Raw genomic sequence first — 25430 nt, forward strand, 5'->3', positions numbered from 1 at the left:
CAGCCGTCGGGGAGACCGGTGTCCCACACCCCCGCTGCTTGGGCCGGGGTCATACGGTGGCGTCGGGCCAGCCTGGGGGGAGCAGGGAGGCGGGGGTGCCCATGGCCAGGCGGAGGCGTTCGGCGAAGCTCTCGTGCAGCAGCGGGCCCCAGGCGTAGTCGCTGGGCACACGGACGGCCTTGCCGATCAGCTCGTGGGTCTCGCCGGGCCGCTGCTCGGCCGGCTCGTCGGCGTACCGGACGGCCAGCAGCGCGTACATGTGGTCGAGGGCGCCGAACGCCTCACCGGCCACGGCGGGCAGCGTGCCGTCCGAGACCGCCTGTTCCAGCACCGGTTCCCACCACAGGTTCTCGGGGTCGGCGTCCTCGTCGTCGCCGCCGAAGTCGCGGCGCAGCCGGGCCCGGACCTGCGCGGCGACGCCCGGGTCGGCCAGGCCGCGCCGCCACACCTCCCGGCTCTCGGCCCCGCGTCCGCGCAGCGGCAGGGTACGGGCGAGCAGCTCGATCGCCAGCGGCCCGGCCTCGGCGTCGACGGTGGCGTCCTCGCCGTCGCCGAGGGCGGCGGTGAACGCCCCGATGGCCTGGTCGAGGTAGGCGATGCCGAGCGCCACCGCCAGCCGTGCGTAGGCGTGCGGCGCGGTGTCGCGGTCGACCAGGCGCAGGCCCGCGGTCAGGACGCGCTGGGCGCGGGCGGGCTCGCCGCGTTCCAGCAGCCGCTGCGCCAGGTCGTGGGCGGCCAGCGGGCCGTACTCGGCGTCGCCGGTGGCGATGGCCCGCTCCCAGCGTTCGCGGGCGGTGTCGAAGTCGCCCGCGTCGTCGGCCAGCCGCGCCAGCGCCACGTGCGCCGGGGGCAGGTAGGCCGGGTTGCCGAAGTCGACGACGACCTGCCAGGCGGGCCCGGCCAGCTCGTACTCCCCGGCGCGTTCGTGGGTGAGCGCCAGGTGGTAGGCGGCGCGCGGCCCGTACTCGGGGTCGCCGGTGGCGATGGCGGCACGGTCGGCCTCGCGGGCGCCGGCCACGTCTCCGGCGTCGTCGAGCACGACGGCCAGGCCGAGCGCGGCACGGGCGCGGACGGGGGTGTCGCCGAGCGCCAGGACCTGCTCGAACAGGTCGGCGGCGCGGTCGAGCTCGCCGTCCTCGGCGAGCCGCCGGGCCTCCTCGCACAGGTGCTCCGGGGTGTCACCGGGGGGCGGGGCCGAGGTGTCGCTCATAGGGTGCTCAGCCTATCGAGCCGCCGCCCGCCGGAGACGGGACGACACGAAAACCGACGGGCTTGATCATCGGTGTCCGTGCCGTCCCGCGGCGCGTGCCCCGCGCGGTTCTCGGGCGGTGCGGGTCAGTCCTCGAACGCCTCCGGCGGCGGGCAGGAGCACACCAGGTTGCGGTCGCCGTACGCCTGGTCGATGCGGCGCACCGGCGGCCAGTACTTGCCCTCGCGCAGCGACGGCACCGGGTAGGCGGCCTCCTCACGCGAGTAGGAGTGCTTCCAGTCCTCGGTGATCAGGCAGGCGGCGGTGTGCGGGGCGTTCTTGAGCGGGTTGTCGTCGCGGTCGTAGGCGCCGTCGGCGACCCGCTGGATCTCCCGGCGGATCTCGATCATCGCGTCGCAGAACCGGTCCAGCTCGGCCAGGTCCTCGCTCTCGGTGGGCTCGATCATCAGCGTGCCGGCCACCGGGAACGCCAGGGTCGGGGCGTGGAACCCGTAGTCGATCAGGCGCTTGGCCACGTCCTCGGCGGTGATCCCGGTCTCCTTGGTGATCTTGCGGAGGTCGGCGATGCACTCGTGCGCGACCAGCCCGTTGCGGCCGGTGTACAGGATCGGGTAGTGCGGGGCCAGCCGCCTGGCCAGGTAGTTGGCGGCGATGATGGCGCCCTCGGTGGCGGCGCGCAGCCCGTCGGGGCCCATCATCGCGATGTAGGCCCAGGAGATCGGCAGGATGCCCGCCGAGCCCCACGGCGCCGCCGAGATCGGCCCCACGCCGGTGCCGGCGGGGCCCGCCTCGGGACGCAGCGGGTGGTTGGGCAGGAACGGCACCAGGTGCTCGCGCACGCCGACCGGGCCGACGCCCGGCCCGCCGCCGCCGTGCGGGATGCAGAACGTCTTGTGCAGGTTCAGGTGCGACACGTCGGAGCCGAACTCGCCGGGACGGGCCAGCCCGACCAGCGCGTTGAGGTTGGCGCCGTCGACGTACACCTGGCCGCCCGCCTCGTGCACGGCCGCGCAGACGTCGGTGATGGTCTCCTCGAACACCCCGTGGGTGGACGGGTAGGTCACCATGATCGCGGCCAGCTCGGCGCGGTGCTTGGCGATCTTGGCGTGCAGGTCGTCGAGGTCGATGTTGCCGTGGTCGTCGCACTTGACGACGACCACCCGCATCCCGGCCATGACGGCGCTGGCGGCGTTGGTGCCGTGGGCCGACGACGGGATCAGGCACACGGTGCGGTGCTCCTCGCCGCGGGAGGCGTGGTAGCCGCGGATGGCCAGCAGCCCGGCCAGCTCGCCCTGGGACCCGGCGTTGGGCTGCACCGACACCTTGGCGTACCCGGTGATCTCGGCGAGCCGGTCCTCCAGCTCGGCGATCAGCTCCAGGTAGCCGGCGGCCTGGTCGACCGGCGCGAACGGGTGGATGTTCGCGAACTCCGGCCAGGTGATCGGCTCCATCTCGGTGGTCGCGTTCAGCTTCATCGTGCAGGAGCCGAGCGGGATCATCGACCGGTCCAGCGCGATGTCCTTGTCCTGCAGGCGGCGCAGGTAGCGCAGCATCGCCGTCTCGGAGCGGTGCGCGTGGAACACCGGGTGGGTCAGGTACGGGCTCTCGCGGCGCAGCTCGCCGGGGAACGCCTCGGCCGGGTCCTCGTCGTGCGCCGGGTCCACGCCGAAGGCGTCCAGGACGGCGGCGACGTGCTCGGGCAGCGTGGTCTCGTCGCAGGCGATCGCGACGTGGTCGGCGTCGGCGCGGCGCAGGTTGATCCCCCGGTCGCGGGCGGCGGTCACGACCTGGTCGGCGCGGCCGGGGACACGGGCCAGCACGGTGTCGAAGAACGCCTCGTGCACCACCTCGACGCCGCCGCGCCGCAGCCCGGCGGCGAGCTCGGCGGCGCGGCGGTGCACGCGCTGGGCGATCGCCGCCAGCCCCTCGGGCCCGTGGTACACCGCGTACATGCTGGCCATCACGGCCAGCAGCACCTGGGCGGTGCAGATGTTGCTGGTGGCCTTCTCGCGGCGGATGTGCTGCTCGCGGGTCTGCAGGGCCAGCCGGTAGGCGGTGGCGCCGTCGGCGTCCACCGACACCCCCACCAGGCGGCCGGGCAGCTGCCGCTGGAGCCCCTCGCGCACGGCCAGGTATCCGGCGTGCGGGCCGCCGAACCCGTACGGCACGCCGAACCGCTGCGCCGAGCCGACCGCGATGTCGGCGCCGGACTCGCCGGGCGGCCGCAGCAGCGTCAGGGCGAGCAGATCGGCGGCCACCACCACCTGGGCGCCGCGCTCGTGGGCCTGCTCGGTGATCGGCGCCAGGTCCCGCACGGCGCCCGACGCGCCCGGGTACTGCAGCAGGACGCCGAAGAAGTCGCCGTCGGGCAGCCCGCCGGACAGGTCGGCGGTGACCACCTCGATGCCCAGCGGGATCGCGCGGGTGCGGATCACCTCGATGGTCTGCGGCAGCGCGTCGGCGTCCACCAGGAAGGTGCCGGGCTCCTTGCGCTTGGACGCGCGGTGCGCCAGGGCCATGGCCTCGGCGGCGGCGGTGCCCTCGTCCAGCATGGAGGCGTTCGCGACCGGCAGCCCCGTCAGGTCGGCGACCACCGTCTGGAAGTTCAGCAGCGCCTCCAGCCGGCCCTGGGAGATCTCCGGCTGGTAGGGCGTGTAGGCGGTGTACCAGCCGGGGTTCTCCAGCACGTTCCGCATGATCACGCCGGGGGTGACCGTGCCGTGGTAGCCCAGGCCGATCATGGAGGTGAGCACGGTGTTGCGGCTCGCCAGCTCGCGCAGCCGGGCCAGCGCCGCGGTCTCGCTGAGGGCGGGCGGCAGGTCCAGCGGGCGGGCGGTGCGGATCGCGGCGGGCACCGCGTCGTCGACCAGGGCCTCGGCCCCGGAGTAGCCGATGGCCGCCAGCATCCGGGCGTGCTCGTCGGGGGACGGCCCGATGTGCCGGTCGGCGAACCGGGTCGGGGGATGCTGCGGCGACGCCACCGGGGCGAAGAACTGGGCGGTCATTGGGGATCCTCCTGGGCTGCTGCGGTCGCTCAGGGCGGCCGCCCGCCGCGCTGGCGCGGTCCGGCGACCTGTCTCCCCCTCTGTCTCGGCACCTGAGAGCTTCACCCGCGGAACGGGGTTTCCCCTTCGGTGAGACGCCCCCGCCCATCGGAAGGCGGCGCCTGCTTTCCAGAGGTGCCTCGCCCGAGCGGTCCTTTTGCCTGAGAGGTTCCGGGGAGGGTTTGCCCCTTCGGCGCCCCACGCTGGCGGCGTGGGGTCTCTCCCGCACAGGGTCGACGGCGTCCTATATGGGAACTCTATCCAACAGATCCGTGACGATCGTCCGCCGGGGGACGGCCGTGGCGACGCCGACTGCGCGGAATCCGCGCGCTCGCGGCGTCCCGCGCGGCCGCCCCGGCACGTCGCCAGTACGATAACCACAGCTCACGGACGGGATGATCGCCGCGGGCGCAGGGCGACAACTGTTCCCGGCCGGGGGCGGACGGGGGCGCGGCACGGTGCACGCGCCTCTCGACGCGACGCCGCCGGTTCTGGAACGCTCATCACGATGACAGGTCCGGACGGCGGTGCGGCGGTGACGCAGACCCAGGAGGAGACGGCGCCTCCCGGCGTGGCGGCGACGGTCGGCGTGCCGGTGGAGGAGCCGGCCCGGCCCGACCGGATCCGGCGGCCCTCGGACGCCATCCGGTTCGCCGCCTCGGTGGCCGGGCTGGTCGGGATCATGCTGCTGGTGTCGTTCGCCCAGCAGACCACCCACGGCCTGCAGACCGACATCGCCGAGGGCACCGCGCACGCCCCCCGCTTCCTGCTCACCCTGGCCACGCTGGTGTCCAGCTTCGGGGTGCTGGCGGTGCCGGTGGCCTTCGCGGTCGAGCGGCTGTTCCACAAGGACGGGGTGCGGGTCGCGATCGCGCTGCTCGCCGCGGTGATCGCGTTCGTGCTCACCATCCTGCTGGACGACCTGGTCGTCCCGGCCGCGCCCGGCGGGGTGCTGGACTCGCTGATCTGGGGCGGCACCGACACCGCGCCCGTGCACACCGACATCACGCCGGTCATCGCGTTCGTCACCGCCGTCGGCATGGCGGGCCGAAGCCGCTGGCAGGCCGTCACCTGGACGATGATCGGGCTGGCCGCGCTGACCGGCCTGACCGCCGCGACCGCGTCGGTGGCGGCGCTGGCCGCCACCTACTGCCTCGGCAGCGCCATCGGCCACGGCACCCTGTACGCGGTCGGCACCCCCAACCCGCGGCCGCCGGGCACGGCCGTGCTGGCCGCGCTGGAACGGCTGGGGCTGCGTCCCACCCGCGGGCGGCAGGTGCCCGGCGCCGCCGACGATCCGCGCCACTACACCGTGGCGACCGCGCACTCCCCCGGCGACGCTCCCGCCGACGCCACCGGGCGGCCCCTGCCGGGCGGCGACTGGCAGCTGCGGGTCACCGTCCTGGACCGCGACCAGCAGACCGCCGGGCTGCTGTACCGGGTGTGGCGGCTGGTGCGGCTGCGCGGCGGCTCCACCCGGCGGGCGCTGCGCTCGCTGCGCCGCTCGCTGGAGCAGGAGTCGCTCATGGCCTACGCCATGGAGTCGGCGGGGGTGCGCACGCCGCGGCTGGTCGCCACCTGCGAGGTCGGCACCGAGGCCGCGCTGCTGGCCTACGAGCACGTGCCCGGGCGGCCGCTGGACGCCGTGCGCGACGCCGAGATCACCGACGAGCTGCTCGAGGACGTGTGGCAGCAGCTGCGGCGGCTGCAGGCCGCCCGGCTGGCGCACCGCCGCCTGGAGGGCGACGCGATCCTCGTCGGCGACGACGGCCGCGTCCGCGTCGTCGACCCCCGCTCGGGCGAGATCGCCGCGGGCGACGTGGCGCTGCGGATCGACCTGGCACAGCTGCTCACCACGGTGGCGCTGCGGGTCGGGCCGGAACGCGCCGTCCGCTCCGCGGCGCGCGTCCTCGGCGACGGGCCGCTGGCCGGGGCGGTGCCGCTGCTGCAGCGGGTGGCGCTGTCGCGGTCCACCCGCGCGGCCGTCCGGCAGGACAGGGAGCTGCTGCCCCGCATCCGCGAGCAGATCCTGCGGCTCAAGCCGGAGACCGAGGCCGCACCGGTGCGGCTGGAGCGGTTCCGGCCGCGCACCATCCTGTCGATCATCGCGCTGACCGTCGCCGCCTACATCGTGGTGCCGCAGCTGTCGAGCGTGAACCTGCCCACCCTGATCTCGCAGGCCGAGTGGTGGTGGGCGGCGGTCGGGCTGGCCGCCTCGGCGGTCACCTACCTGGCGGCGGCGCTGATGCTGATGGGCTTCGTGCCCGAGCGGCTGCCGCTGGGCCGCACCGTGCTGGTGCAGCTCGCCGCGTCGTTCGTCAAGCTGGTCGCGCCCGCCGCGGTCACCGGCGTGGCGCTCAACACCCGGTACCTGCAGCGCTCGGGCGTGCGGCCCGGGCCCGCGGTCGCCAGCGTCGGCGCGTCCCAGCTGATGGGCATGGTGGCGCACATCCTGCTGCTGATCGTGTTCGGGTTCATCACCGGGTCGACCCACAACGCCACCAAGGACCTGGCCCCGTCGCGGACCGTGGTGATCGTGCTGCTGGGGCTGGCGGTGCTGGCCGGGATCGCGCTGACCATCCCGAAGGTGCGGCGGTTCGTGGCGGCCCGGCTGCGCGGCATGTTCTCCGGGGTGGTGCCGCGGCTGGTGGACGTCCTGCAGTCACCCAGCAAGATCGTCCAGGGGGCCGGCGGCACGCTGCTGCTGACCGTGGGGTTCATCGTGTGCCTGGACGCCTGCATCCGCGCGTTCGGCGGGTCGCTGCCGTGGACGGCCGTGGCGGTGGTGTTCCTCACCGGCAACGCCCTGGGCTCGGCCGCCCCCACGCCCGGCGGCCTGGGCGCCGTGGAAGGCGCCCTGACGCTGGCACTGACGATCTCGGGGCTCACCGCCGACACCGCCACCTCGGCGGTGCTGCTGTTCCGTCTGCTGACCTTCTGGCTGCCGGTCCTGCCGGGCTGGGCCGCCTTCACCTACCTGCAACGCAAGGAAGCGATCTAGCCCGTACCCCGCCGGGGCCGCGGCGGCGGCCTCGTCCGGGCCGCCGCGGGCGTCAGCCCGTCCGCCGGGCGCGGCGGCGGTGCGCCAGCTCGTCGTGGGGATGCTGGGCGGGACCGTCGGCGGCGGCTCTCTCTCCGGGCAGCTCGGCGAGGCTGCCCTCGACCTCCTGCCACACCCGGCCCAGCGCGATCCCGAACACGCCCTGCCCGCCCTGCAGCAGGTCGACCACCTCGTCGGCCGAGGTGCACTCGTAGACGCTGACCCCGTCGCTCATCAAAGTGATCTGCGCCAGGTCCTGGACGCCGCGGTCGCGCAGGTGCGCCACGGCGGTACGGATCTGCTGCAGCGACACCCCCGTGTCCAGCAGCCGCTTGACCACTTTGAGCACCAGGATGTCGCGGAAGCTGTACAGGCGCTGGCTGCCCGACCCGTGCGCGGCCCGCACGCTGGGCTCCACCAGGCCGGTGCGCGCCCAGTAGTCGAGCTGACGGTAGGTGATCCCCGCGGCCGCACACGCCGTCGGGCCGCGGTAGCCGACATCCTCAGGCGGCGCCGACACCTCGGTGTCGAACAGCAGTCCCTGCTCTCCGGCACGCTGGGACGCCATCTGCCTGTCGGGGGTCGCCTTGCCCTCGCCGCTGCTCACCGCCACGCGGACCTCCGGCTTCTATCAGCCCGCGGCGTTCCGTCAAGGGGGTTTGACGAATGACGCCACGAGTGTTCCACCAGCACGGTAGGTGCCGGTCAGAGTGTGGTCAACGTTCGTCGTCGGCGCGTCGCATGCCCGGATGAACCGCCTTCACGTGGGCAAACTGCACACCTTCGCACTCATTCTCTCCTACCCCGCCGCCTCCGGAGCCGAACGACCGGCCGCCCGCGCCGCAAGTTCACACAGATCAGAGCATGATCTTGCATCCGCGGCGCACCCGCTCCCGGGACGCCGACCCCCCGGCGCCCCGTCCTCGCACTCCTGTGCCGCACGTCACACGCCATACTCCCCCAGGAATCGGCGACCGCACATCCTCACGGGCCCAATGCCCTTACCCGGCGGCCACCTAACCGATACCGGCCACACTTTTTCTGGAGACCCGGCTCCACCGGCACGTTGGTGGGTCGAAGGCTGGCACGGCGGCACCTATGGCCGGGCCCCGCGTAGGAGACCAGGCGACCGCTCAGTCCGGACTGTGGTACCGGTTCCAGTCCGGCGGCCGTCGCGCCGCATCGATCTGTGCGCGCACTTCCTCCTTGCGCGCCTCCGAACGTTCCCGCAGTTCTCGGTCGGCCTCAGCACTCACGCGCTTCAACCACCGCCGATACCTGTGCCGCAGAGAGTCCCCACCTCGACGCCCCATGCGCCCAATGTGCTCCCGATCCGACCGATCAACAAGCGAGACCGCAAATCAGCCGAAAGACTCCCAGCCAGGCAGCCCGGGAAGGCAACAACCCGAACAGGCCCCCAGGCATCACTCTCTGAACATCCCGAGGACCCAAGCTCATCGAGCGGCAGCCCCACCTCGAGAGCGAAGCTCACACGCCAGGGGACGCACCTCAGACGGGGTTCCAAAGAGTCGCCCCCGGGAGAAACAGCGGGCCGGACCTACAGCGAAGGCAAGCGCAGCCCACAGACCAGGCGGACACACCTCGGACAGGAGTTCCAGGGGGTCGCCCCCCGGGAAAAACAGGCGAGCCGGGCCCTCGGCGAAGGGAAGCACAACCCACAAGGCAGGAGACGCACCTCAGACGGGGCTCCAAGGGGACGCCCCGGGAGAGACAGCGGGCCGGGCCTTCAACGAAGAAAAGCACAGCCCACAAGGCAGGGGACGAACTTCAGGCGGGGGCTCCAAGGGAACGCCCCCCTGGGCGAAACAGTGCGCCAGGCCCCCGACGAAAGTGAGCGCAGCCCACAAAGCAGGGGACGCACCTCAGACGAGGTTCCAAGGGGACGCGCCCGGGAGAGGCAGCAGGCCGGGCCCTCGGCGAAGGGAAGCACAGCTCACTAGGCAGGGGACGCGCCTCGGGCGGGGGTTCCAGGGGGTCGTCCCCCTGGGAGAGACAGGCGGGCCGGGCTTCGGCGAAGGTGAGCGAAGCTCACCGAGCATGCTTCGCCCCCGGTCAGCCAGCGCGGCCGAAGTCCTCGGGGGTGATGGTGTCGAGGAACTCCCGGAACTTCTCGACCTCGTCCTCCTGCTCGTCGGGGATGGCGACGCCGGCCTCCTCGAGCACGTCCTCGCTGGCGAAGATGGTCGCGCCGGTGCGCAGTGCCAGCGCGATCGAGTCGGACGGGCGGGCGCTGACCTCCACGCCGTTGGAGAAGACCAGGTCGGCGAAGAAGATGCCCTCGCGCAGGGCGGTGATGTTCACGGTGCGCAACTGGACGCTCAGCGCGTCCAGCACGTCGCGGAAAAGGTCGTGGGTCAGCGGACGGGCCGGCAGCACCCCCTGCTGGGCGAAGGCGATCGCGGTCGCCTCGACCGCCCCGATCCAGATGGGCAGGTACCGGTCGCCGTCGCTCTCCTTCAACAGGACGATCGGCTGATTGGAGGGCATCTCGACCCGGACGCCGACGACCTCCATCTGCTTCACTGCGGCTCCCTGCTGGTCCTCGCTGTTTCGATCACCACGTGCCCGGATCGATGTCTGACCGAACCCTAAGGCCCAACGTACACCCAGCATCGGACGGTGGCCCCCGCCGACCGCGCGGCAATAACCTCCGTGCGGCCCATGATCAGGGGTCAAGGGTTTCGCGCAGCCCCGTGGAGACCAGCGCCTCGTGCAGCCGCACCCACAGCTCGGCGATCTCGCGGGCGGCCTCGGCGGCCTGCTCGTGGGCGCCCGGGCTGCGGCGGCGCAGCTGCGGGGCGACCACCTGCTCGATCAGCCCGACCTGCCGGTCGGCGGCGGCCTTGGCCGTGCGCAGGTGCCGCACCTGCACGCCGAACCGGCCGAGGGCGGCCGCGGTGCGGGCCACCGTCAGCGCCTCGGCGTCGTAGTACGCGCCGGTCCGGCGGACCAGGCCGTACTCCTCCAGTTCGGCCAGCAGGTCGTCGTCGATGCCCGCGCCGTCGAGCAGCTGGCGGCGGGTGAGCCGGACCGCCGGGACGGGCGCGGTGGCGTCGGCGGCGACCAGGGTGCGGGGGCGGCGCGCGGCGCCGTCGGCGCGGCGGGAGCCGAGCGCCGGGGCGGGCTCGCCGCGGTCCATGGCGTCCAGGTGCTGGCGGATCACCCGCAGCGGCAGGTAGTGGTCGCGCTGGGCGCTCAGGATGAACCGCAGCCGCTCCACGTCGGCCGGGCTGAACTTGCGGTAGCCGGCCGGGCTGCGCGCGGGTTCGATCAGGCCCTCCGCCTCCAGGAAACGGATCTTGGAGATGGTGACGTCGGGGAAGTCCGGCCGCAGCAGCGCCAGGACGTCCCCGATCGTCATCAGGGTCCGGGCCGGTTGCGCGGTCATGGTGCCTCTCCTCCCGGCCGTGTGCCCGTGCCGTGCCCCCTCGCCGTCATGGTCGTCGTCGTGGTCGCCGCTGTGGTCGCCGTCATGGTGTCGTCCGCCCGCGCGCCGGATCGCCGCCCGGTCAGCCGTGCTGCGGGTTGGTCAGGAACACCAGCCGGAACTTGCCGATCTGGACCTCGTCGCCGCCCGACAGCCCCGCCTGGTCGATCCGCTGCCGGTTGACGTAGGTGCCGTTGAGGCTGCCCACGTCGCGCACCCAGAAGGCGCCGCCCTCGCGGGCGAACTCGGCGTGCCGGCGCGAGACGGTGACGTCGTCGAGGAAGATGTCGCTCTCGGGGTGGCGGCCGGCGGACGTGCGGTCCTTGTCCAGCAGGAAGCGGCTGCCCGCGTTGGGGCCCCGCTTGACCACCAGCAGCGCGGTGCCCGGCGGCAGCGCCTCCACCGTGACCTGGTCGGCGCCGAACGGCTCGGCCGCCTGGTCGGTGTCGTCGGCGAGCGCCTCGATCCCCGCGATCGAGATCGTCGAGGTGGACTCGCCCGGCGACTCTCGGGGAGGCAGGGGCGAGCCCGCGCCCCGCGTCAGCGGGGTGCCGCAATTGGAGCAGAAGCGGGCATCATCCGGGTTGGCGTGACCGCACTGCGTGCAGTAGACGCTCGGCATCGATCGGCTCGGCCTCCTACCATCGGCGTGCCGCACGCGAACGGCCCGCTGCCGCGGGTGCCGCCTGCGCCACGCGCATCCCTACTACCAACCCCACACCGGGGACCCGCCCGGCCACGGTCCAGCCCGCCGCCCGTTCAGGCGACGGTTGCCGCAACTTACGCGGGTGGGGCCCGAGGGGTCAACCGGAACGGCGAGCCGGCTGGCCCCCCAAGCTACCTTTCACAATGATCGCAGGTCTATGCCGCCGCGCGGGACGCGAATCGATCACCGTTTGCGGATACCCCTAACCAGACCGTATCGCGCTGACCGCCAGCCGTGCGCGCGAGGTGATCGTGACGGTGGCGCCGAGGCCGCGCAGGGTCCGCACGACGCCGCCGGGGATGTTGAGCGCGGTGGTCATGGTGTGGGCGTCGCCGATGGCCAGGAAGCGGTACGGGACGCTCAGCCGCCGTCCGTCGGCGAGCACGCCGCCGCCCGGGGCGTCCAGGAAGTAGGTGTCGGCCCCGGCCCGCACGTCGCCGACCTGGATGACCTCGGCGCCGGCGTCGCGCAGCTCCTGCAGGGCGTCCAGCAGGTTGAGGGCGCGCACGGCGCCGCGCGGGTCGTCGATGACCAGCTCGATGCCGGGCCCCTCGGCGGGCAGGGTGCCCGCCAGCAGGCCGTAGGTGCGGGCGCGTTCGCGGGCCTCGCGCAGTGCGGTCTCGCCCTGCGCGTCGCGTTCCAGCCCGGCCTTGGTGTCCTCCAGCTCCCGGATGTCGGCGCGCAGCCGCTCGGACCGCTGTGACAGATCCGACAGGATGCCCACGAGCTCGTCCTGGCGGGCCGTGGCGAACGCGCCGTCGTGCTTGGTGGCGCGCACCTGCGCCACGACGGCGAAGCCGAGCACCAGGCACAGCAGGCCGCCCAGGAACTGCCCGCGGGTGGAGCGCGGGCGCAGCAGGTCCAGCAGGAGCCGCGCGCCCCCGGGCCGCTCGCCGGACGCGCCGGTCGTGTCGCCGGACTCGCCGGACGTACCGACGGGCGCGGCGGTCGTGTCGTCGGGTGCGCCGCTCATGCGCCGAACAGCTTGCGGCGGATGGCGGCCGCGTTGGAGAAGATGCGGATGCCTAGCACGACCACCACGCCGGTGGACAGCTGCGAGCCCACCCCGAGCTGGTCGCCCAGGAAGACGATCAGCGCCGCGATCACGGTGTTGCTGACGAACGAGACGACGAACACCTTCTCGTCGAAGACGCCCTCCAGCCGGGCCCGCACGCCGCCGGACAGGGCGTCCAGCGCCGCCACGATCGCGATCGGCAGGTAGGGCTGCAGCCACAGCGGGACGGCCGGGTCCAGCAGCAGGCCGAGCGCCACCCCGATCACCAGGCCGATGAGCGCGATCACGACCGGGTCTCCTGTTCCACTGTCCTCCCCCTCACGAGCCGGCCGCGCGGGCGTGCCGCAGCCGCAGGACGCCCGCGGCGGGCAGCCGCAGCCCCTCGACGCGGCGGACCCGGTAGCGGATGCCGAAGCGGTCCTCCAGCGCGCGCAGCCGGCGGTCGGCGGCCGAGCCGCCGAAGGCGTCGAGCATCCGGCCGGGGTCGCCGACGGCGGTCACCCGGTAGGGGCCGCTGAGCGGACGGTAGTCCACCAGCACGGCCTCCCCCGCCGAGCGGATCGCGGTGGTCGGGGTGAGCCGCTGGCCGTTGACGGCGATGGCGACGGCCCCGGCCGCCCACAGCCCGTTGACCAGCACCTGAAGGTCCTGATCATAGACCCGGCCCTCGTCGCCGCGCCGGTCGCCCTGCTCGGCCCGGTCCGCATCGTCGACGGTGACGACCAGGCCGTCCCCGGAGATGGGGGTGGCCGCGGCGGCCGCCGCGGCCGTGGACAGCTCGCCGCGCACGCGGCGTCCCTCGGCGCTGCGGGCCAGCGCCATGGCGCGGGCGCGCTCGGTCTCGTCGCGGGCCTGTTCCAGCCGCCGCTGCAGGGCGTCGTTGTCGCCGGTGCGTGCGCGGATCTGCGCGACGAGCCGGGAGCGCTGCTCGGCGGCGACCGGCTGGCTGCGCCGCACCTCCGCGGACGCGGCGGCCAGCAGCACGCCGACCAGCACCAGGACCAGCAGCACGCCGGTGCCGCGCAGGCGCCCGCGCGGGGCGGGGTCGCCGGAGGCGGCGCGGCGGGCGGCGGCGTCGGCGTAGCCGGGGTCGAGCAGCCTGCCGGCGAACAGGTCGGCCAGCAGCGACATGGTGGCGTCCGGACGTTCCCGGCCGCTGCCGGGGGCGTCGGGTCTTCGGCTGATCACCGCCCCATCATGGCAAGGCCGCGGGGGACGACGCGCAGGTCAGCCGCTGTGACCTCCATCGCGGGAGGCGGACGTGCCGCCGCGCGGGCGCGGCGAGCGCACGTGGAGGACGGCGCCGCCGCCGGGCCGGCCGTCACGCCCGCGCGTCAGGGCGTCACGGCGGCGGCGCGGGAGCGGTCGAGGCCCAGGTGCACCGCGAGGCCGGCCAGGACCGAGCCCATCACGTACCGCTGGACGCGCTGCCAGGCCGGGCGGCGGGCCAGGAACCGGGCGATCGAGCCCGCGCCCAGCACGATCAGGCCGTTGACGGTGATCGCGATGGCGATCTGGGTCAGGCCGAGCAGCAGGCTCTGCACGGCGACGTGACCGCGCGCGGGGTCGACGAACTGCGGCAGCAGCGACACGTACAGGATGGCGATCTTCGGGTTGAGCAGGTTGGTGACCAGGCCCATGACGAACAGGCGGCGCGGCGGGTCGGCGGGCAGGTCGCGCGGCGCGAACACCGCCGTTCCGCCGGGGCGCAGGGCCTGCCAGGCCAGCCACAGCAGGTAGGCGGCACCGGCCAGTTTGATCGCGGTGTAGACGGCGGGGACCAGCGTGAACACCGCGGTCAGACCGACGGTGGCGGCGACGACGTAGACGACGAAGCCGGTCGCCACCCCGCCCAGCGAGATGAGCCCGGCCCGGCGGCCCTGAATGATCGACCTGGACACCAGGTAGATCATGTTCGGGCCGGGCGTCAGCACCAGGCCGAGCGCCACCGCCGCGATGCCGAGAAACGCACCGAAGGAAATCATCGAACCCCCCTGCCGGAAATGTCCCTCGATGCTAGCGGTTGCCGTGATCTTGGGGCCAGGTGCCGACGCAGTCTGGCGGGCAAGGTGCCGACGGGCTAGGTGCCGGCGGGCTAAGTGCCGGCGCGTTCGACGACGGCGGCCCACTCCTCCAGCAGGGCCTGTGTGGAGTCGGCGTCGGGGCCCTCGGCCCACAGGCGGGTGACGGGTTGGGCGGGGTCGGGCAGCACCAGGACCCAGCGGCCGTCGTCCTCGACGACGCGCACGCCGTCGGTGGTGTCGATCGTGCGGTCGCCCGCCGCCTCCACCACATGCCGCATCACGCCGCCCTTGGCCGCCCACGGGGTGGGCACCGAGCGGCTGAGCAGGTGCGCCTCGGGGATGCGCCGGTCGATCTGCGACAGCGTCAGCCGGGTCCGCGCGACCAGCCCGACCAGGCGGACGAACGCGGCGATGCCGTCCACCGTGGTGCTGAACTCCGGCATGATGAAGCCGCCGCGGCCGTCCCCGGCGAAGATCACCCCCGGCTGGGCGGCGGCGCGGGTGAGCACGTCCTGGGCGGTGGAGGTCCACTCGACCTGCACGCCGTGGAAGCGGCAGACCTGCTCGGCGACGCGGGTGGTGGTGACCGGCAGCGCGACCCGTCCGCCGCGCCGTTCGGCGGCCACCAGGTCCAGCATGACCAGCAGGGCCCGGCCGTCGCCGATCAGCTCGCCGTTCTCGTCGACCAGCGAGATCCGCTCCCCCACCGGGTCGAACCGCACGCCGAACGCCGCGCGCGCCGAGGACACCAGCTCGCCCAGGCGCTGCAGGTCGCGCATGCGCTCGGCGAGCGTCTCGGTGGGGTTGGCCTCGTCCAGGGCGTTGTTGCGGGTCAGCACCTCCACCCCGACCCTGCCCAGCAGCGTCGGCAGCACCAGCGAGGTGGTGCCGCCCGCGCAGTCCAGCACGATCTTCAGCCCGGCCTCGCGCACCCCGGACATGTCGACGTCGCGCAGCAGCTCGTGGGTGTAGGTGCCGACGGTGCGGGCCGGATAGGTCAGCTCGGCGATCTCGCCGGGGAAGGCGCGCCGGTACTCCTGGCGGCCGAACACCCGCTCCAGCTTGCGCTGGGCGGCCTGGGACAGGTCGGCGCCGTCGGCGTCCATGAACAGCATGTCCACGCCCTGCGGGTCGCCGGGGGTGGTGCGGATGTAGATGCCGCCCGCGCACTCCTCGCGCGCGGTCTCGTGGCGGGCCATCGGCAGCGGGCACGCCTCCAGGTCGCGGACGTTGATGGCGCTGGAGGTCAGCGCGCTGATCACGGCGCGCTTGAGGGTGGTGGCGGCGCGGGAGGCGTCGCGGCCGGTGGTGACGGTGCTGCCCTTGGTGAGCGTGGTGGCGTAGGCGCTGGCCAGCCGCACCGCCAGCTCGGGGGTGATCTCCACGTTGACCAGGCCGGACACCCCGCGCGGGCCGAAGAGGGTGCGCTGCCCGCGCGACTCCCAGATCACGCTGGTGTTGACCACCGCGCCGGCCTCGACGGTCTTGAACGGGTACACCTTGACCTGGTTGGACAGGTACGCCTCGGCCTCGATGACGCACTCGTCGCCGACCACCACGCCCTCCTCGACGCGGGCGCCGGCCATGATGTCGGTGTTCTTGCCGATCACGCAGCCGCGCAGGGTGGCCGAGGGGCCGACGAACACGTTGTCGTGCACGATCGCGCGGTGCAGGAACGCGCCCTCCTTGACCACCACGTTGCTGCCGAGGACGGTGAACTCGCGCAGCTCCACCCCGGCCTCGACCTTGGCGTAGTCGCCGACGTACAGCGGGCCCTTCAGCACCGCCTCGGCGTCGACCTCGGCGCCCTCGGCCACGCGCACCCCGGGTGACAGCTCGAACCCGCCCAGATCGACGTCGACGAGCCCGGACAGCATGTCGGCCTGCGCCTTGAGGTAGCTGTCGTGGGTGCCGACGTCCTCCCAGTAGCAGTCGGCGATGTACCCGTAGATCGGCGCGCCGCGCGCGACGAGCTCGGGGAACACGTCGCCGGACCAGTCGACCGGCTCGCCGGCGGCGACGTGGTCGAGCACCTCCGGCTCCATGACGTAGATGCCGGTGTTGACGGTGTCGGAGAACACCTGGCCCCAGGTGGGCTTCTCCAGGAACCGCTGGACGCGGCCCTCGTCGTCCACGATGATGATGCCGAACTCCAGCGGGTCGGGCACCCGCTTGAGCCCGATGGTGACCAGGGCGCCGTTGCGCTCGTGCGCGCGGACCATGTCGGTCAGGTCGATGTCGGTGAGCGCGTCCCCGGAGATCACCAGGAAGCGGTCGTCGCGCAGCGCCTCCTGGGCGTTCTTGACGCTGCCGGCGGTGCCCAGCGGCACGTCCTCGGTGGCGTAGCTGAGCGCCATGCCCAGCTCCTCACCGTCGCCGAAGTAGTTGCGGATCAGCGCGGCCAGGAACTGCACGGTCACCACGGTCTCGGTGAACCCGTGCCGTTTGAGCAGCCGCAGCACGTGTTCCATGATCGGCCGGTTGACGAGCGGGAGCAGGGGCTTGGGCTGGTTGGCGGTCATCGGGCGCAGCCGCGTCCCCTCACCGCCCGCCATCACGACGGCCTTCATCGGGGTGTATCCGCTCCCTCCTGTTCACCGGACGGGGGGCTCCCGTCCGCCGGAGGCGGCGCGCCGGACGCGTCGCCGTGCTGGTGCCGCCCGGGCGGTTCACCCGTGGGCGCCTCCCCCGTGGGTTCTTCCCCGTCCCGGCCGGTTCGTTCCCCGCCGGTTGGTTCTCCCCCGGTTCGTTCCCCACCGGTTCGTTCCGCGGCGGGGACGTCCCCGGCGGGCCCGGCCAGCATGAGCTGCCGCGTCTGCCACCAGTACAGGGCCGCGGCCCACCAGTACAGGCCCGTCCCCCAGATCGCGAAGCACCAGCCGACGATCTTGGCGGTGGTGGCCACGGCGCCGTCGTGGTCGCCCAGCAGCAGCAGCGGGAAGGCGTACAGCAGGCACAGCGTGGCGGCCTTGCCCACGAAGTGCACCGGCAGCGTCCCGCCGTATCCCAGGCGCCGCATCAGCGGCATGATCGGCGTGATCGCGACCTCCCGGGCGACCAGCAGGATCACCAGCCACAGCGGGATCACGTCGCGGACGGTCAGGCCGATCAGGGTGACCAGGATGTAGAGCCGGTCGGCGGCCGGGTCCAGCACCATGCCGAGCTTGCTGGTCTGGTTGAGGGCGCGCGCCAGGCGGCCGTCCAGCCAGTCCGACAGGCCCGCGAACACCAGCACGCCCAGCGCCCACCAGTCGGCGCCGACCAGTACCAGCCACAGGAACAGCGGCACGCCGAGCAGGCGCGCGAAGCTCAGGATGTTCGGTATCGTCCAGATCCGGCCGGACGCCGTCGCGAAGTCGTCCCTCTCGGGAGGCGGCTGCTCGCGCAGCGGCCCCCCGGCCCCCGGTGCACCGGGTGGCGACGCTCCACGTCCGGCTCGGGGCGTCACGCCCCCCGTCCCCCCGCCAACGACTGCCATCACTGACGCGCTCGCTCTCCTCGGTCCGGGCCCACCGGCCAGGCAGGACACGCATCTCTGTCCCCTAGATCCTGACCCTACCGGTCAGCTTGCGAAAGCCCCCGATAGCGTCCGGCCCATGCGATGGACCCTGCACGGCGAGCGGACCGTCTATGACAGCCCCTTCATGTCCGTCCGGCTGGCCGACGTGGAGCTGCCCGACGGGCGGCGCTTCGACCACCATCTGCTGCGGGTGCGTCCGGCCGCCGGCGTCGCCGCGCTGGACGGACACGGCCGTGTGCTGCTGATCTGGCGGCACCGGTTCATCACCGACCGGTGGGGCTGGGAGATCCCCGGCGGGCGGGTCGAGCCGGGTGAGGACCCCGCCGACGCCGCCGCCCGCGAGCTGGTCGAGGAGACCGGGTGGCGCCCGGGCCCGCTGCGGCATCTGCTGGACGTCCACCCGTCGCCGGGCGTGCACGATGGCGTTCATCACATCTTCACCGCCGACGGCGCCGAGCGCGCGGGCGATCCGAGCGACGTGGAGGCCGAGCGGATCGAGTGGGTCCCGCTGGCATCCGCGCCGGAGCTGGCGGCCCGGGGCGAGATCGGCTCGGGGTCGACGGCGGCGGCGCTGCTTTACCTCATGTCCCGGGGTTGCGGCAACGGGGGTGCGGCGGGTTAGCGTCGGCGCGACAGATCGCGGGGGCCCGGCGAACCGGGCTGAGATCGCGGCTGAGACGGCCGCCGACCGCTGGAACCTGACCGGGTAATGCCGGCGTAGGGAGAGATCACGTCATCATGACCGACAGCGTGTCCACACCTGTCCACGACGCCCGTCCCGCCCGCAAGACGTATCTCGTCGGGTCGCGTCCCGACGTGCGCGTCCCCATGCGGGAGGTGGCGCTGACCAACGGCGCGACGGTGGTGCTGTACGACACCTCCGGGCCGTACACCGATCCGGGCCACGTCGTCGACGTGCGGCGCGGCCTGCCCGCCCTGCGGGCCGGGTGGATCGCCGAACGCGGCGACACCGCCGAGTACGAGGGGCGGCCCGTCCGTCTGGAGGACGATGGCCGCCGGTCCGCCGATCCGCTGCGTGACCAGGGGGCCTTCCCGCCGCGCCGGCCGCGCCGGGCCACCGGCGGGGCGGTGACGCAGCGGGCGTACGCGCGGCGCGGGGAGATCACACCGGAGATGGAGTTCGCGGCGCTGCGCGAGGGGGTGGCGCCCGAGGTGGTCCGCGCGGAACTGGCGGCGGGACGGGCGGTGCTGCCCGCCAACGTCAACCATCCCGAGTCCGAGCCGATGGTGATCGGCTCGCGCTTCCTCTGCAAGGTCAACGCGAACATCGGCAATTCCGCGGTGACCTCCTCCATCGAGGAGGAGGTGGAGAAGATGACCTGGGCGACGCGGTGGGGCGCCGACACGGTCATGGACCTGTCCACCGGACGCGACATCCACACCACGCGCGAGTGGATCCTGCGCAACTCGCCCGTCCCGGTGGGGACGGTGCCGCTGTACCAGGCGCTGGAGAAGGTCGGCGGCGACCCGGCCGAGCTGACCTACGAGATCTTCCGCGACACCGTCATCGAGCAGGCCGAGCAGGGCGTGGACTACATGACCGTGCACGCCGGGGTGCTGCTGCGGTACGTCCCGCTGACCGCGCGCCGCAAGACCGGCATCGTGTCGCGCGGCGGGTCGATCATGGCGGCGTGGTGCCTGGCGCACCACGAGGAGAACTTCCTCTACACCAACTTCCGCGAGCTGTGCGAGATCTTCGCCGCCTACGACATCACCTGGTCGCTGGGCGACGGGCTGCGCCCCGGGTCGATCGCCGACGCCAACGACGAGGCGCAGTTCGCCGAGCTGCGCACGCAGGGCGAGCTCACCCGGATCGCCGCCGAGTACGACAACCAGGTGATGAACGAGGGTCCGGGGCACGTCCCCATGCACAAGATCAAGGAGAACGTCGACCTGCAGCGGGAGCTGTGCGACGGGGCGCCGTTCTACACGCTGGGCCCGCTGACCACCGACATCGCGCCCGGCTACGACCACATCACCTCCGCGATCGGCGCGGCGATGATCGGCTGGTACGGCACCGCGATGCTGTGCTACGTCACGCCCAAGGAGCACCTGGGCCTGCCGGACCGCGACGACGTCAAGGCGGGCGTGATCGCCTACAAGATCGCCGCGCACGCCGCGGACCTGGCCAAGGGCCATCCGGGCGCGCAGGCGTGGGACGACGCGCTGTCGGACGCGCGGTTCGAGTTCCGCTGGGAGGACCAGTTCAACCTCTCCCTTGACCCCGACACCGCCCGCGCCTTCCACGACGAGACGCTCCCGGCCGAGCCCGCCAAGACGGCGCACTTCTGCTCGATGTGCGGGCCGCACTTCTGTGCGATGAAGATCACACAGGACGTGCGCCGGTACGCCGAGGAGCGGGCGCTGCCCGAGTCCGAGGCGCTGGCGGCGGGGATGCGTGAGAAGGCCGCCGAGTTCACCGCGTCCGGCGGCCGCGTCTACCTGCCGATCACCCCGTCGGACGCCTGACCCGCCGCCCGTCCGTCCCGTCCGTCCCGTCCGTCCCGGGCGTCGCCGCGTCCGGGACGGACGGGACGCTCCGGATCACACTTCGTGCCCGGATAGGCGCGTTCCGGCCGGGTAATGGGCCTCGCGTGCTTGGAGCGGATCGTGTGACGGGTCGAGTGGACGAGGTGGTCCGGCGGGCGGCGGCGACGCCCGGCCGGTGGCACTACTGGCGGGGACGGCTGCACATCGTGGTCAAGGCCGTGCTGGCGTCCGTGCTGGCGTGGCTGGCGGCCCGGTACCTGATGGGGCATCGGCAGCCGTACTTCGCGCCGCTGGCGGCGTTGCTCGGCGTGTACCCAACGGTGGCGCGCTCGTTGCGCGAGAGCCTGGCGTACGCGGCCGGGTTCCTCGTCGGCGCGCTGCTGGCGATCCCGGTCGGGATGACGGTCGGGCCGAACCCGGCCGGCATCGCGGTGGTGGTGGCCGTCGCGCTGCTGGTGTCGAGCTGGCACGGGTTCGGGGACCAGGCGCCGCAGGTGCCGTTCACGGCGTTGTTCGCGCTGCTCGTCGGCGGGCACGAGGTCATGTCGTACGTGGTGCCGCGGCTGGGCGACGTGGGGGTGGGCCTGGCCGTGGGGCTGGCGGTCAACACGCTGGTCTTCCCGCCCCTGCACATCGGACGCGCCGACGCCGCCGTCCGGGACCTCAAGGAGCAGCTGGCGTGCGCGCTGGAGGAGCTGGCGTCCCTGACCCGGCCGCCCGGCGCCGGCGACGCGGAGGACGGGTGGACCCGGTGGGGGGAACGCGAACGGCGGCTGCGCCACAGCCACGACGGCGCGTACCGGGCGTGCGAGCAGGGCCGCGACAGCCTGCGCGCCAATCCCCGCGTCAAGCTGCGCCGGCGGCGGGCCGACGGGCCCGGCGCCTGGCGGTCGCTGCGGCTGATGGACACCCTCGACCACACCGCGACGTACGTGCGCTCGATCGCCGACGCGCTGCGGGAGGCGTCGCGGACCGATCCGGGCGGCGCGCTCCTCGACGCGGGTTTCCGGGACGGCTACGCCCGGCAGCTGGACATGCTGGCCGGGCTGGTGCGGAGCCTGCCCGACGGGTCGGGGGACGACGCGGCCGAGGCGCGCGGGCTGCAGCAGTGGCTGGAGCAGCCGTACCGCGGGGCGGGCACCGACGCGCCCGGTCTGTGGGACCCCCGCAAGGAGCTGCTGCGGCTGAGCGGCCTGCTGCTGGACAACGTCTGCACGCCTCCGACGTGACCCCGCGGCCGCGCCGGGTGATCGCTCCGGACGGTCGGGCGCCGGACGGCCAAATCACCATTGTTCGGACAACGCGCCGGGTACCCCGCGCGTGTCCGCATGTCACGCGCGGCCTCGGGTATGTGGCCGCACGGTCGGCCCCGGCCGGACCGGCACGGCCGGACCGGCCGGTGCGCCAGTGCGAAGGAGGTCCGTGTGAGAGCCAAGAACGCCGTCGTCGTGATCACCGGCGCGTCCAGCGGCATCGGCCGCGCCACCGCGCTGGCCTTCGCGGACAAGGGCGCGTCGGTGGTGCTGGCGGCCCGCCGCGGGCACGCGCTGGAGGAGGTCGCGGTCGAGTGCCGCCGGCGGGGCGGGCAGGCGCTGGCCGCGCCGGCCGACGTCACCGACCACCGGTCGGTCGAGGAGCTGGCGCGGCGGGCCGCCGGCCGCTTCGGCCGCGTCGACATGTGGGTGAACGCGGCGGCGGTGTCGCTGTTCGGGCCGTTCGAGGACGTGCCGCTGGAGGACTTCCGCCGCGTCCTGGACGTCAACGTGATGGGCTACGTGCACGGTGCGCGGGCGGCGCTGCCGTACCTGCGCCGCGCCAGGCGGGGCGTGCTGGTGAACGTGTCGTCGGTGGCGGCGGTCGCGCCGCAGCCGTACTCGACCGCGTACACGATGTCCAAGGCCGCGGTGTCCGCGCTGAGCGCCAGCATCCGCCAGGAGCTGCGGGTGCGGGGCGAGCACAAGGTGAAGGTGTGCACGGTGCTGCCCGCCACGATCGACACGCCGCTGTTCCAGCACGCGGCCAACTACACCGGCCGCCGGGTCGTGGCGATGCCGCCGGTGTACGCGCCCGAGAGTGTGGCGCGGGCGATCGTGGGGCTGCTGCGCTCGCCGGTCCCGGAGGTGGTGGTCGGCCGCGCCGGTCGCCTGGTGCGGCTGCAGGCCCGGCTGAACCGGCGGATGCTGGAGCGCGGCATGGCCCGGCAGGTGGACCGTCACCACCTGTCGCGCAAGGACCTGGCCCCGGCCACGTCGGGGATCGTGCACACGCCCACGGTCGACACCGGCTCGGTGCACGGCGGCTGGGACGGCGGCGGGCACGCGCTGCGCCGGGCCGCGGCCGTGACCGCCGTGGGCGCGGCCGCCGTGGCGGTGGCGGGACGGCTCGGGCAGGAGCGCGCGGGCACGCGGTAGAACCGAGGAGGCGGGGGTGGAGTTCGACATCGTCGTGGAGATCCCGAAGGGGTCGCGCAACAAGTACGAGATGGACCACGGGCTGGGGCGCATCCGGCTCGACCGGCTGCTGTTCACCGCGACGCAGTATCCGGTCGACTACGGTTTCATCCCCGGCACGCGTGCCGAGGACGGGGACGCGCTGGACGCCATGGCGCTGCTGGAGGAGCCGACGTTCCCCGGCTGCCTGGTCTCGGTCCGGCCGCTCGGGGTGTTCTGGATGCTGGACGAGCAGGGACCGGACGCCAAGATCCTCACCGTGCCCGCGCGCGACCCCCGGTACGCGGAGCTGCGGGAGCTGGCCGACGTGCCCGCGCACGTGCTGGCCGAGATCGGCCACTTCTTCGACATCTACAAGGAGCTGGAGCCCTGCAAGGAGTCCGACGTGCGCGGCTGGCAGGACCGCGCGGCGGCCGAGCGGGAGGTCTCCGCGTCGTTCGACCGGGCGCACGCGCGGGACGGCCTGCGCGGCCGCACCGCCTCCGCGTCGTCGTGAGCGGCACGTCGGCGTGAGGGGCGTGTGGTCCTGAGGGGCGGGTCGTCCTGAGGCGCGGGTCGTCCTGAGGCGCGGGTCGTCCTGAGGCGCGGGTCGTCCTGAGGCGCGGGTCGTCCTGAGGCGCGGGTCGTCCTGAGGCGCGGGTCGTCGTAGTGAGAAGGCGGGAGCGGGGGCTCACAGGTCGAGGGTGAGGCGGTCGCCGCGGGCGCGGGAGACGCAGATCATCATGATCTCGCCGGAGCGGCGTTCCTCGTCGGTGAGCACCGAGTCGCGGTGGTCCGGCTCGCCGTCGAGCACCTCGGTCTCGCAGGTGCCGCACGTGCCCTCCCGGCAGGACGACAGCACCTGGAGGCCCGCCTCCTCCACCACCTGCAGGATGGACTTGCCGGGCGGCACGGTCAGCGTCCTGCCGGAGCGCGCCAGCTCCACCTCGAACGACTCGCGCGGGCCGGTGTCGTCCTTGGGGGTGAAGCGTTCGACGTGCAGGGCGCCGGGAGGCCAGGCTTCGCAGCGCTCCTCCACGGCGGCCAGCAGCGGCTCGGGGCCGCAGCAGTACACCTTGGTGCGGTCGTCGGGCACGCCGAGCAGGGCGTCGAGGTCGAGCAGGCCCGTCTCGTCCTGGGGGCGGACGCTGACGCGGTCGCCGTACGCGCGTTCCAGGTCGGCGCGGAAGGCCATGGTCGCGCGCGTGCGGCCCCCGTACACGAGCCTCCAGTCGGCGCGGGACGCCTGGGCGGCGGCCAGCATCGGCACGATCGGCGTGATGCCGATGCCGCCCGCGATGAACAGGTAGCGGTCCGCCGCGACCAGCGGGAAGTGGTTGCGGGGGCCGCGGACCACCAGCCGGTCGCCTTCGGCCAGCCGTGCGTGCACGTGCTCGGAGCCGCCTCGGCCGTCCCGTTCCCGCAGCACCGCGATCCGCAGCACCGACCGGTCGGCGGGGTCGCCGCACAGCGAGTACTGGCGGACCAGGCAGGGGGCGAGCAGCAGATCGACGTGCGCGCCGGGTTCCCAGGAAGGGAACGGCTCGCCGTCCGGGCGGCGCAGCGTCAGCAGCACCACGTCGTCGGCGAGGGGCCGCCTGCTCTCCAGGACGACGTCCAGGTCAACCTCGGTACGGGGAAGATCCTGCACGGGCATGCTCTGCTCTCCTTCGGCGCCGCCGGGGGCCGGGGGGACGGTCACCCGGAAGCTTCGGGCACGGCCCCCGGCGCGCAGAAGGCGCCTTTCCGGCGAACGGAAAGACACCGGATGAGCATGCGGCCCGCGGTCAGGCGGCCGAGGGCGTCCAGGCGGGGTCGCGTCCGGTGAGGCCGACGAGCCGGTCGAGCGGCGGGGCGTCGTCGGGCACGCGGACCGGCGGCCCGAAGGGGCTCTCGCCGTCGATCTGCCCGGCCATGCCGGCCAGCAGCGCCAGACAGGCCTCCACCTCGGCCGCCGCGGGCTCGTAGGGGCGGCCGATGGCGCGGGCCAGATCCCAGCCGTGCACGACCAGCTCGTCCAGCGCGAACATGCCCGCCACCTCGCCGGGCAGCTTGACGCCCCCCGCCTGCGTCATGCCGGTCCAGGCGGCCGGGTCGCGCCAGGCGTCGGCGAGCGCGCCCAGCCGTTGGGGGATCTCGGTGCGCCAGGCTTCGCCGAGGCGGGAGGCGTCGCCGGACGGGCGGCCGTCGGTGCCCTCGCCGGCGCTCTTGGTCGCCGCGTAGGTGAATCCCAGCGCCAGCCCGCCGATGTGGTCGATCAGGTCGCCCACGGTGTACTCCGCGCAGGGCGTCGGGGCGGCGAGCCGGTCGTCGGGGGCGCCGGCGACCAGGTCGCCCAGGCGGCGGGCGGCCGGTCCGAGGTCGGGTGCGGCGTTCATGGGGATCGCTCCTCTGTTCGTTGCGGCGTCCGGGGCCGCCGTGACGCGCACGGCGCCCCCGGACCTCATCCTCACCGGAACAGACCTGGTGCGTCCCCGGAATTC

20 protein-coding genes and 3 riboswitches are annotated in these 25430 nt (G+C 73.7%); of the genes, 6 read left to right on the forward strand and 14 right to left on the reverse strand.

The features are described from left to right. Positions 1–49 precede the first annotated feature (49 nt). Complete coding sequence (locus ABD811_RS09420; RefSeq protein WP_344943970.1) at positions 50–1210, reverse strand: tetratricopeptide repeat protein; 1161 nt, start codon at positions 1208–1210, stop codon at positions 50–52. Between the two features lie 125 nt (positions 1211–1335). After that, positions 1336–4215 carry an aminomethyl-transferring glycine dehydrogenase gene (gene gcvP / locus ABD811_RS09425; RefSeq protein ID WP_344943972.1) on the reverse strand — a complete coding sequence of 960 codons (2880 nt, stop codon included), beginning with the start codon at positions 4213–4215 and terminating at the stop codon, positions 1336–1338. 70 nt (positions 4216–4285) lie between these two features. Continuing rightward, a riboswitch (glycine riboswitch) is annotated at positions 4286–4393 on the reverse strand. Next, positions 4394–4490, reverse strand: a riboswitch (glycine riboswitch). Between the two features lie 272 nt (positions 4491–4762). On the opposite strand from gcvP, the gene ABD811_RS09430 reads away from it, so the two are divergent. Then, positions 4763–7255, forward strand: a complete 2493-nt coding sequence (locus ABD811_RS09430) for a flippase-like domain-containing protein (RefSeq protein WP_344943975.1) — start codon at positions 4763–4765, stop codon at positions 7253–7255. 52 nt (positions 7256–7307) lie between these two features. Here ABD811_RS09430 and ABD811_RS09435 read toward each other — a convergent pair whose 3' ends face one another. From ABD811_RS09435 to clsA, 10 genes are all read right to left on the reverse strand, one after another. Beyond that, complete coding sequence (locus ABD811_RS09435; protein ID WP_344943977.1) at positions 7308–7907, reverse strand: MerR family transcriptional regulator; 600 nt, start codon at positions 7905–7907, stop codon at positions 7308–7310. 1460 nt (positions 7908–9367) lie between these two features. Continuing rightward, entirely contained in the window at positions 9368–9838 is a 471-nt protein-coding gene (locus tag ABD811_RS09440) for a bifunctional nuclease family protein (protein ID WP_285494683.1), read from the reverse strand. Positions 9839–9980: 142 nt separating this feature from the next. Beyond that, positions 9981–10703 (reverse strand): transcriptional regulator FtsR, encoded by a 723-nt coding sequence (gene ftsR, locus ABD811_RS09445; protein WP_344943983.1) that lies wholly within the window; start codon positions 10701–10703, stop codon positions 9981–9983. 121 nt (positions 10704–10824) lie between these two features. Beyond that, complete coding sequence (locus ABD811_RS09450) at positions 10825–11364, reverse strand: double zinc ribbon and FHA domain-containing protein (RefSeq protein ID WP_344943986.1); 540 nt, start codon at positions 11362–11364, stop codon at positions 10825–10827. Positions 11365–11650: 286 nt separating this feature from the next. Next, positions 11651–12421 (reverse strand): DUF881 domain-containing protein, encoded by a 771-nt coding sequence (locus tag ABD811_RS09455; RefSeq protein ID WP_344943988.1) that lies wholly within the window; start codon positions 12419–12421, stop codon positions 11651–11653. Next, complete coding sequence (locus tag ABD811_RS09460; RefSeq protein WP_344943991.1) at positions 12418–12750, reverse strand: small basic family protein; 333 nt, start codon at positions 12748–12750, stop codon at positions 12418–12420. Before ABD811_RS09460 ends, ABD811_RS09455 begins: the two co-directional genes overlap by 4 nt. Before the next feature lie 31 nt (positions 12751–12781). Further along, on the reverse strand, positions 12782–13651 hold the full coding sequence (locus ABD811_RS09465; RefSeq protein WP_344943994.1) for a DUF881 domain-containing protein: 870 nt from the start codon (positions 13649–13651) through the stop codon (positions 12782–12784). 146 nt (positions 13652–13797) lie between these two features. Next, positions 13798–14448: a LysE family translocator gene (locus tag ABD811_RS09470; RefSeq protein WP_344943997.1), complete on the reverse strand. Its 651-nt coding sequence runs from the start codon at positions 14446–14448 to the stop codon at positions 13798–13800. A 110-nt stretch (positions 14449–14558) separates the two neighbouring features. Continuing rightward, complete coding sequence (locus ABD811_RS09475) at positions 14559–17057, reverse strand: sugar phosphate nucleotidyltransferase (protein WP_344943999.1); 2499 nt, start codon at positions 17055–17057, stop codon at positions 14559–14561. After that, the gene (gene clsA, locus ABD811_RS09480) at positions 17054–17875 is read right to left on the reverse strand and encodes a cardiolipin synthase ClsA (protein ID WP_344944078.1); all 822 of its coding nucleotides are present in this window, start codon (positions 17873–17875) and stop codon (positions 17054–17056) included. Before clsA ends, ABD811_RS09475 begins: the two co-directional genes overlap by 4 nt. Positions 17876–18083: 208 nt before the next feature. Between clsA and ABD811_RS09485 the strand changes: the two genes are divergently transcribed. From ABD811_RS09485 to ABD811_RS09505, 5 genes are all read left to right on the forward strand, one after another. Next, complete coding sequence (locus ABD811_RS09485) at positions 18084–18629, forward strand: NUDIX hydrolase (protein WP_344944002.1); 546 nt, start codon at positions 18084–18086, stop codon at positions 18627–18629. Between the two features lie 7 nt (positions 18630–18636). Further along, positions 18637–18748, forward strand: a riboswitch (TPP riboswitch). Continuing rightward, positions 18746–20497 (forward strand): phosphomethylpyrimidine synthase ThiC, encoded by a 1752-nt coding sequence (thiC, locus tag ABD811_RS09490; protein ID WP_344944005.1) that lies wholly within the window; start codon positions 18746–18748, stop codon positions 20495–20497. (Overlaps the previous riboswitch by 3 nt.) 143 nt (positions 20498–20640) lie before the next feature. Further along, positions 20641–21747 (forward strand): FUSC family protein, encoded by a 1107-nt coding sequence (locus tag ABD811_RS09495; RefSeq protein ID WP_344944008.1) that lies wholly within the window; start codon positions 20641–20643, stop codon positions 21745–21747. 195 nt (positions 21748–21942) lie between these two features. Further along, positions 21943–22929 (forward strand): SDR family oxidoreductase, encoded by a 987-nt coding sequence (locus ABD811_RS09500; protein ID WP_344944011.1) that lies wholly within the window; start codon positions 21943–21945, stop codon positions 22927–22929. Positions 22930–22945: 16 nt separating this feature from the next. Then, complete coding sequence (locus tag ABD811_RS09505; RefSeq protein WP_344944014.1) at positions 22946–23464, forward strand: inorganic diphosphatase; 519 nt, start codon at positions 22946–22948, stop codon at positions 23462–23464. Between the two features lie 174 nt (positions 23465–23638). Here the strand turns inward: ABD811_RS09505 and ABD811_RS09510 are convergent, their stop codons facing one another. Next, entirely contained in the window at positions 23639–24604 is a 966-nt protein-coding gene (locus ABD811_RS09510) for a PDR/VanB family oxidoreductase (RefSeq protein WP_344944017.1), read from the reverse strand. Positions 24605–24734: 130 nt separating this feature from the next. Next, positions 24735–25325, reverse strand: a complete 591-nt coding sequence (locus ABD811_RS09515; protein WP_344944020.1) for a TIGR03086 family metal-binding protein — start codon at positions 25323–25325, stop codon at positions 24735–24737. Between the last annotated feature and the right edge of the window lie 105 nt (positions 25326–25430).

The organism is Actinomadura miaoliensis (assembly GCF_039536785.1).
In the GTDB taxonomy this organism is placed as follows: domain Bacteria; phylum Actinomycetota; class Actinomycetes; order Streptosporangiales; family Streptosporangiaceae; genus Spirillospora; species Spirillospora miaoliensis.

Excerpts from the sequence above, each read along its gene's own strand:
- ftsR (WP_344943983.1), bottom strand. The coding sequence starts at position 10,703 with ATGACCGCGCAACCGGCCCGGACCCTGATGACGATCGGGGACGTCCTG.
- ABD811_RS09420 (WP_344943970.1), bottom strand. The coding sequence starts at position 1,210 with ATGAGCGACACCTCGGCCCCGCCCCCCGGTGACACCCCGGAGCACCTG.
- ABD811_RS09430 (WP_344943975.1), top strand. The coding sequence starts at position 4,763 with ATGACAGGTCCGGACGGCGGTGCGGCGGTGACGCAGACCCAGGAGGAG.
- ABD811_RS09510 (WP_344944017.1), bottom strand. The coding sequence starts at position 24,604 with ATGCCCGTGCAGGATCTTCCCCGTACCGAGGTTGACCTGGACGTCGTC.
- ABD811_RS09475 (WP_344943999.1), bottom strand. The coding sequence starts at position 17,057 with ATGAAGGCCGTCGTGATGGCGGGCGGTGAGGGGACGCGGCTGCGCCCG.
- ABD811_RS09470 (WP_344943997.1), bottom strand. The coding sequence starts at position 14,448 with ATGATTTCCTTCGGTGCGTTTCTCGGCATCGCGGCGGTGGCGCTCGGC.
- ABD811_RS09450 (WP_344943986.1), bottom strand. The coding sequence starts at position 11,364 with ATGCCGAGCGTCTACTGCACGCAGTGCGGTCACGCCAACCCGGATGAT.
- ABD811_RS09485 (WP_344944002.1), top strand. The coding sequence starts at position 18,084 with ATGCGATGGACCCTGCACGGCGAGCGGACCGTCTATGACAGCCCCTTC.
- gcvP (WP_344943972.1), bottom strand. The coding sequence starts at position 4,215 with ATGACCGCCCAGTTCTTCGCCCCGGTGGCGTCGCCGCAGCATCCCCCG.
- ABD811_RS09455 (WP_344943988.1), bottom strand. The coding sequence starts at position 12,421 with ATGAGCGGCGCACCCGACGACACGACCGCCGCGCCCGTCGGTACGTCC.
- ABD811_RS09515 (WP_344944020.1), bottom strand. The coding sequence starts at position 25,325 with ATGAACGCCGCACCCGACCTCGGACCGGCCGCCCGCCGCCTGGGCGAC.
- thiC (WP_344944005.1), top strand. The coding sequence starts at position 18,746 with ATGACCGACAGCGTGTCCACACCTGTCCACGACGCCCGTCCCGCCCGC.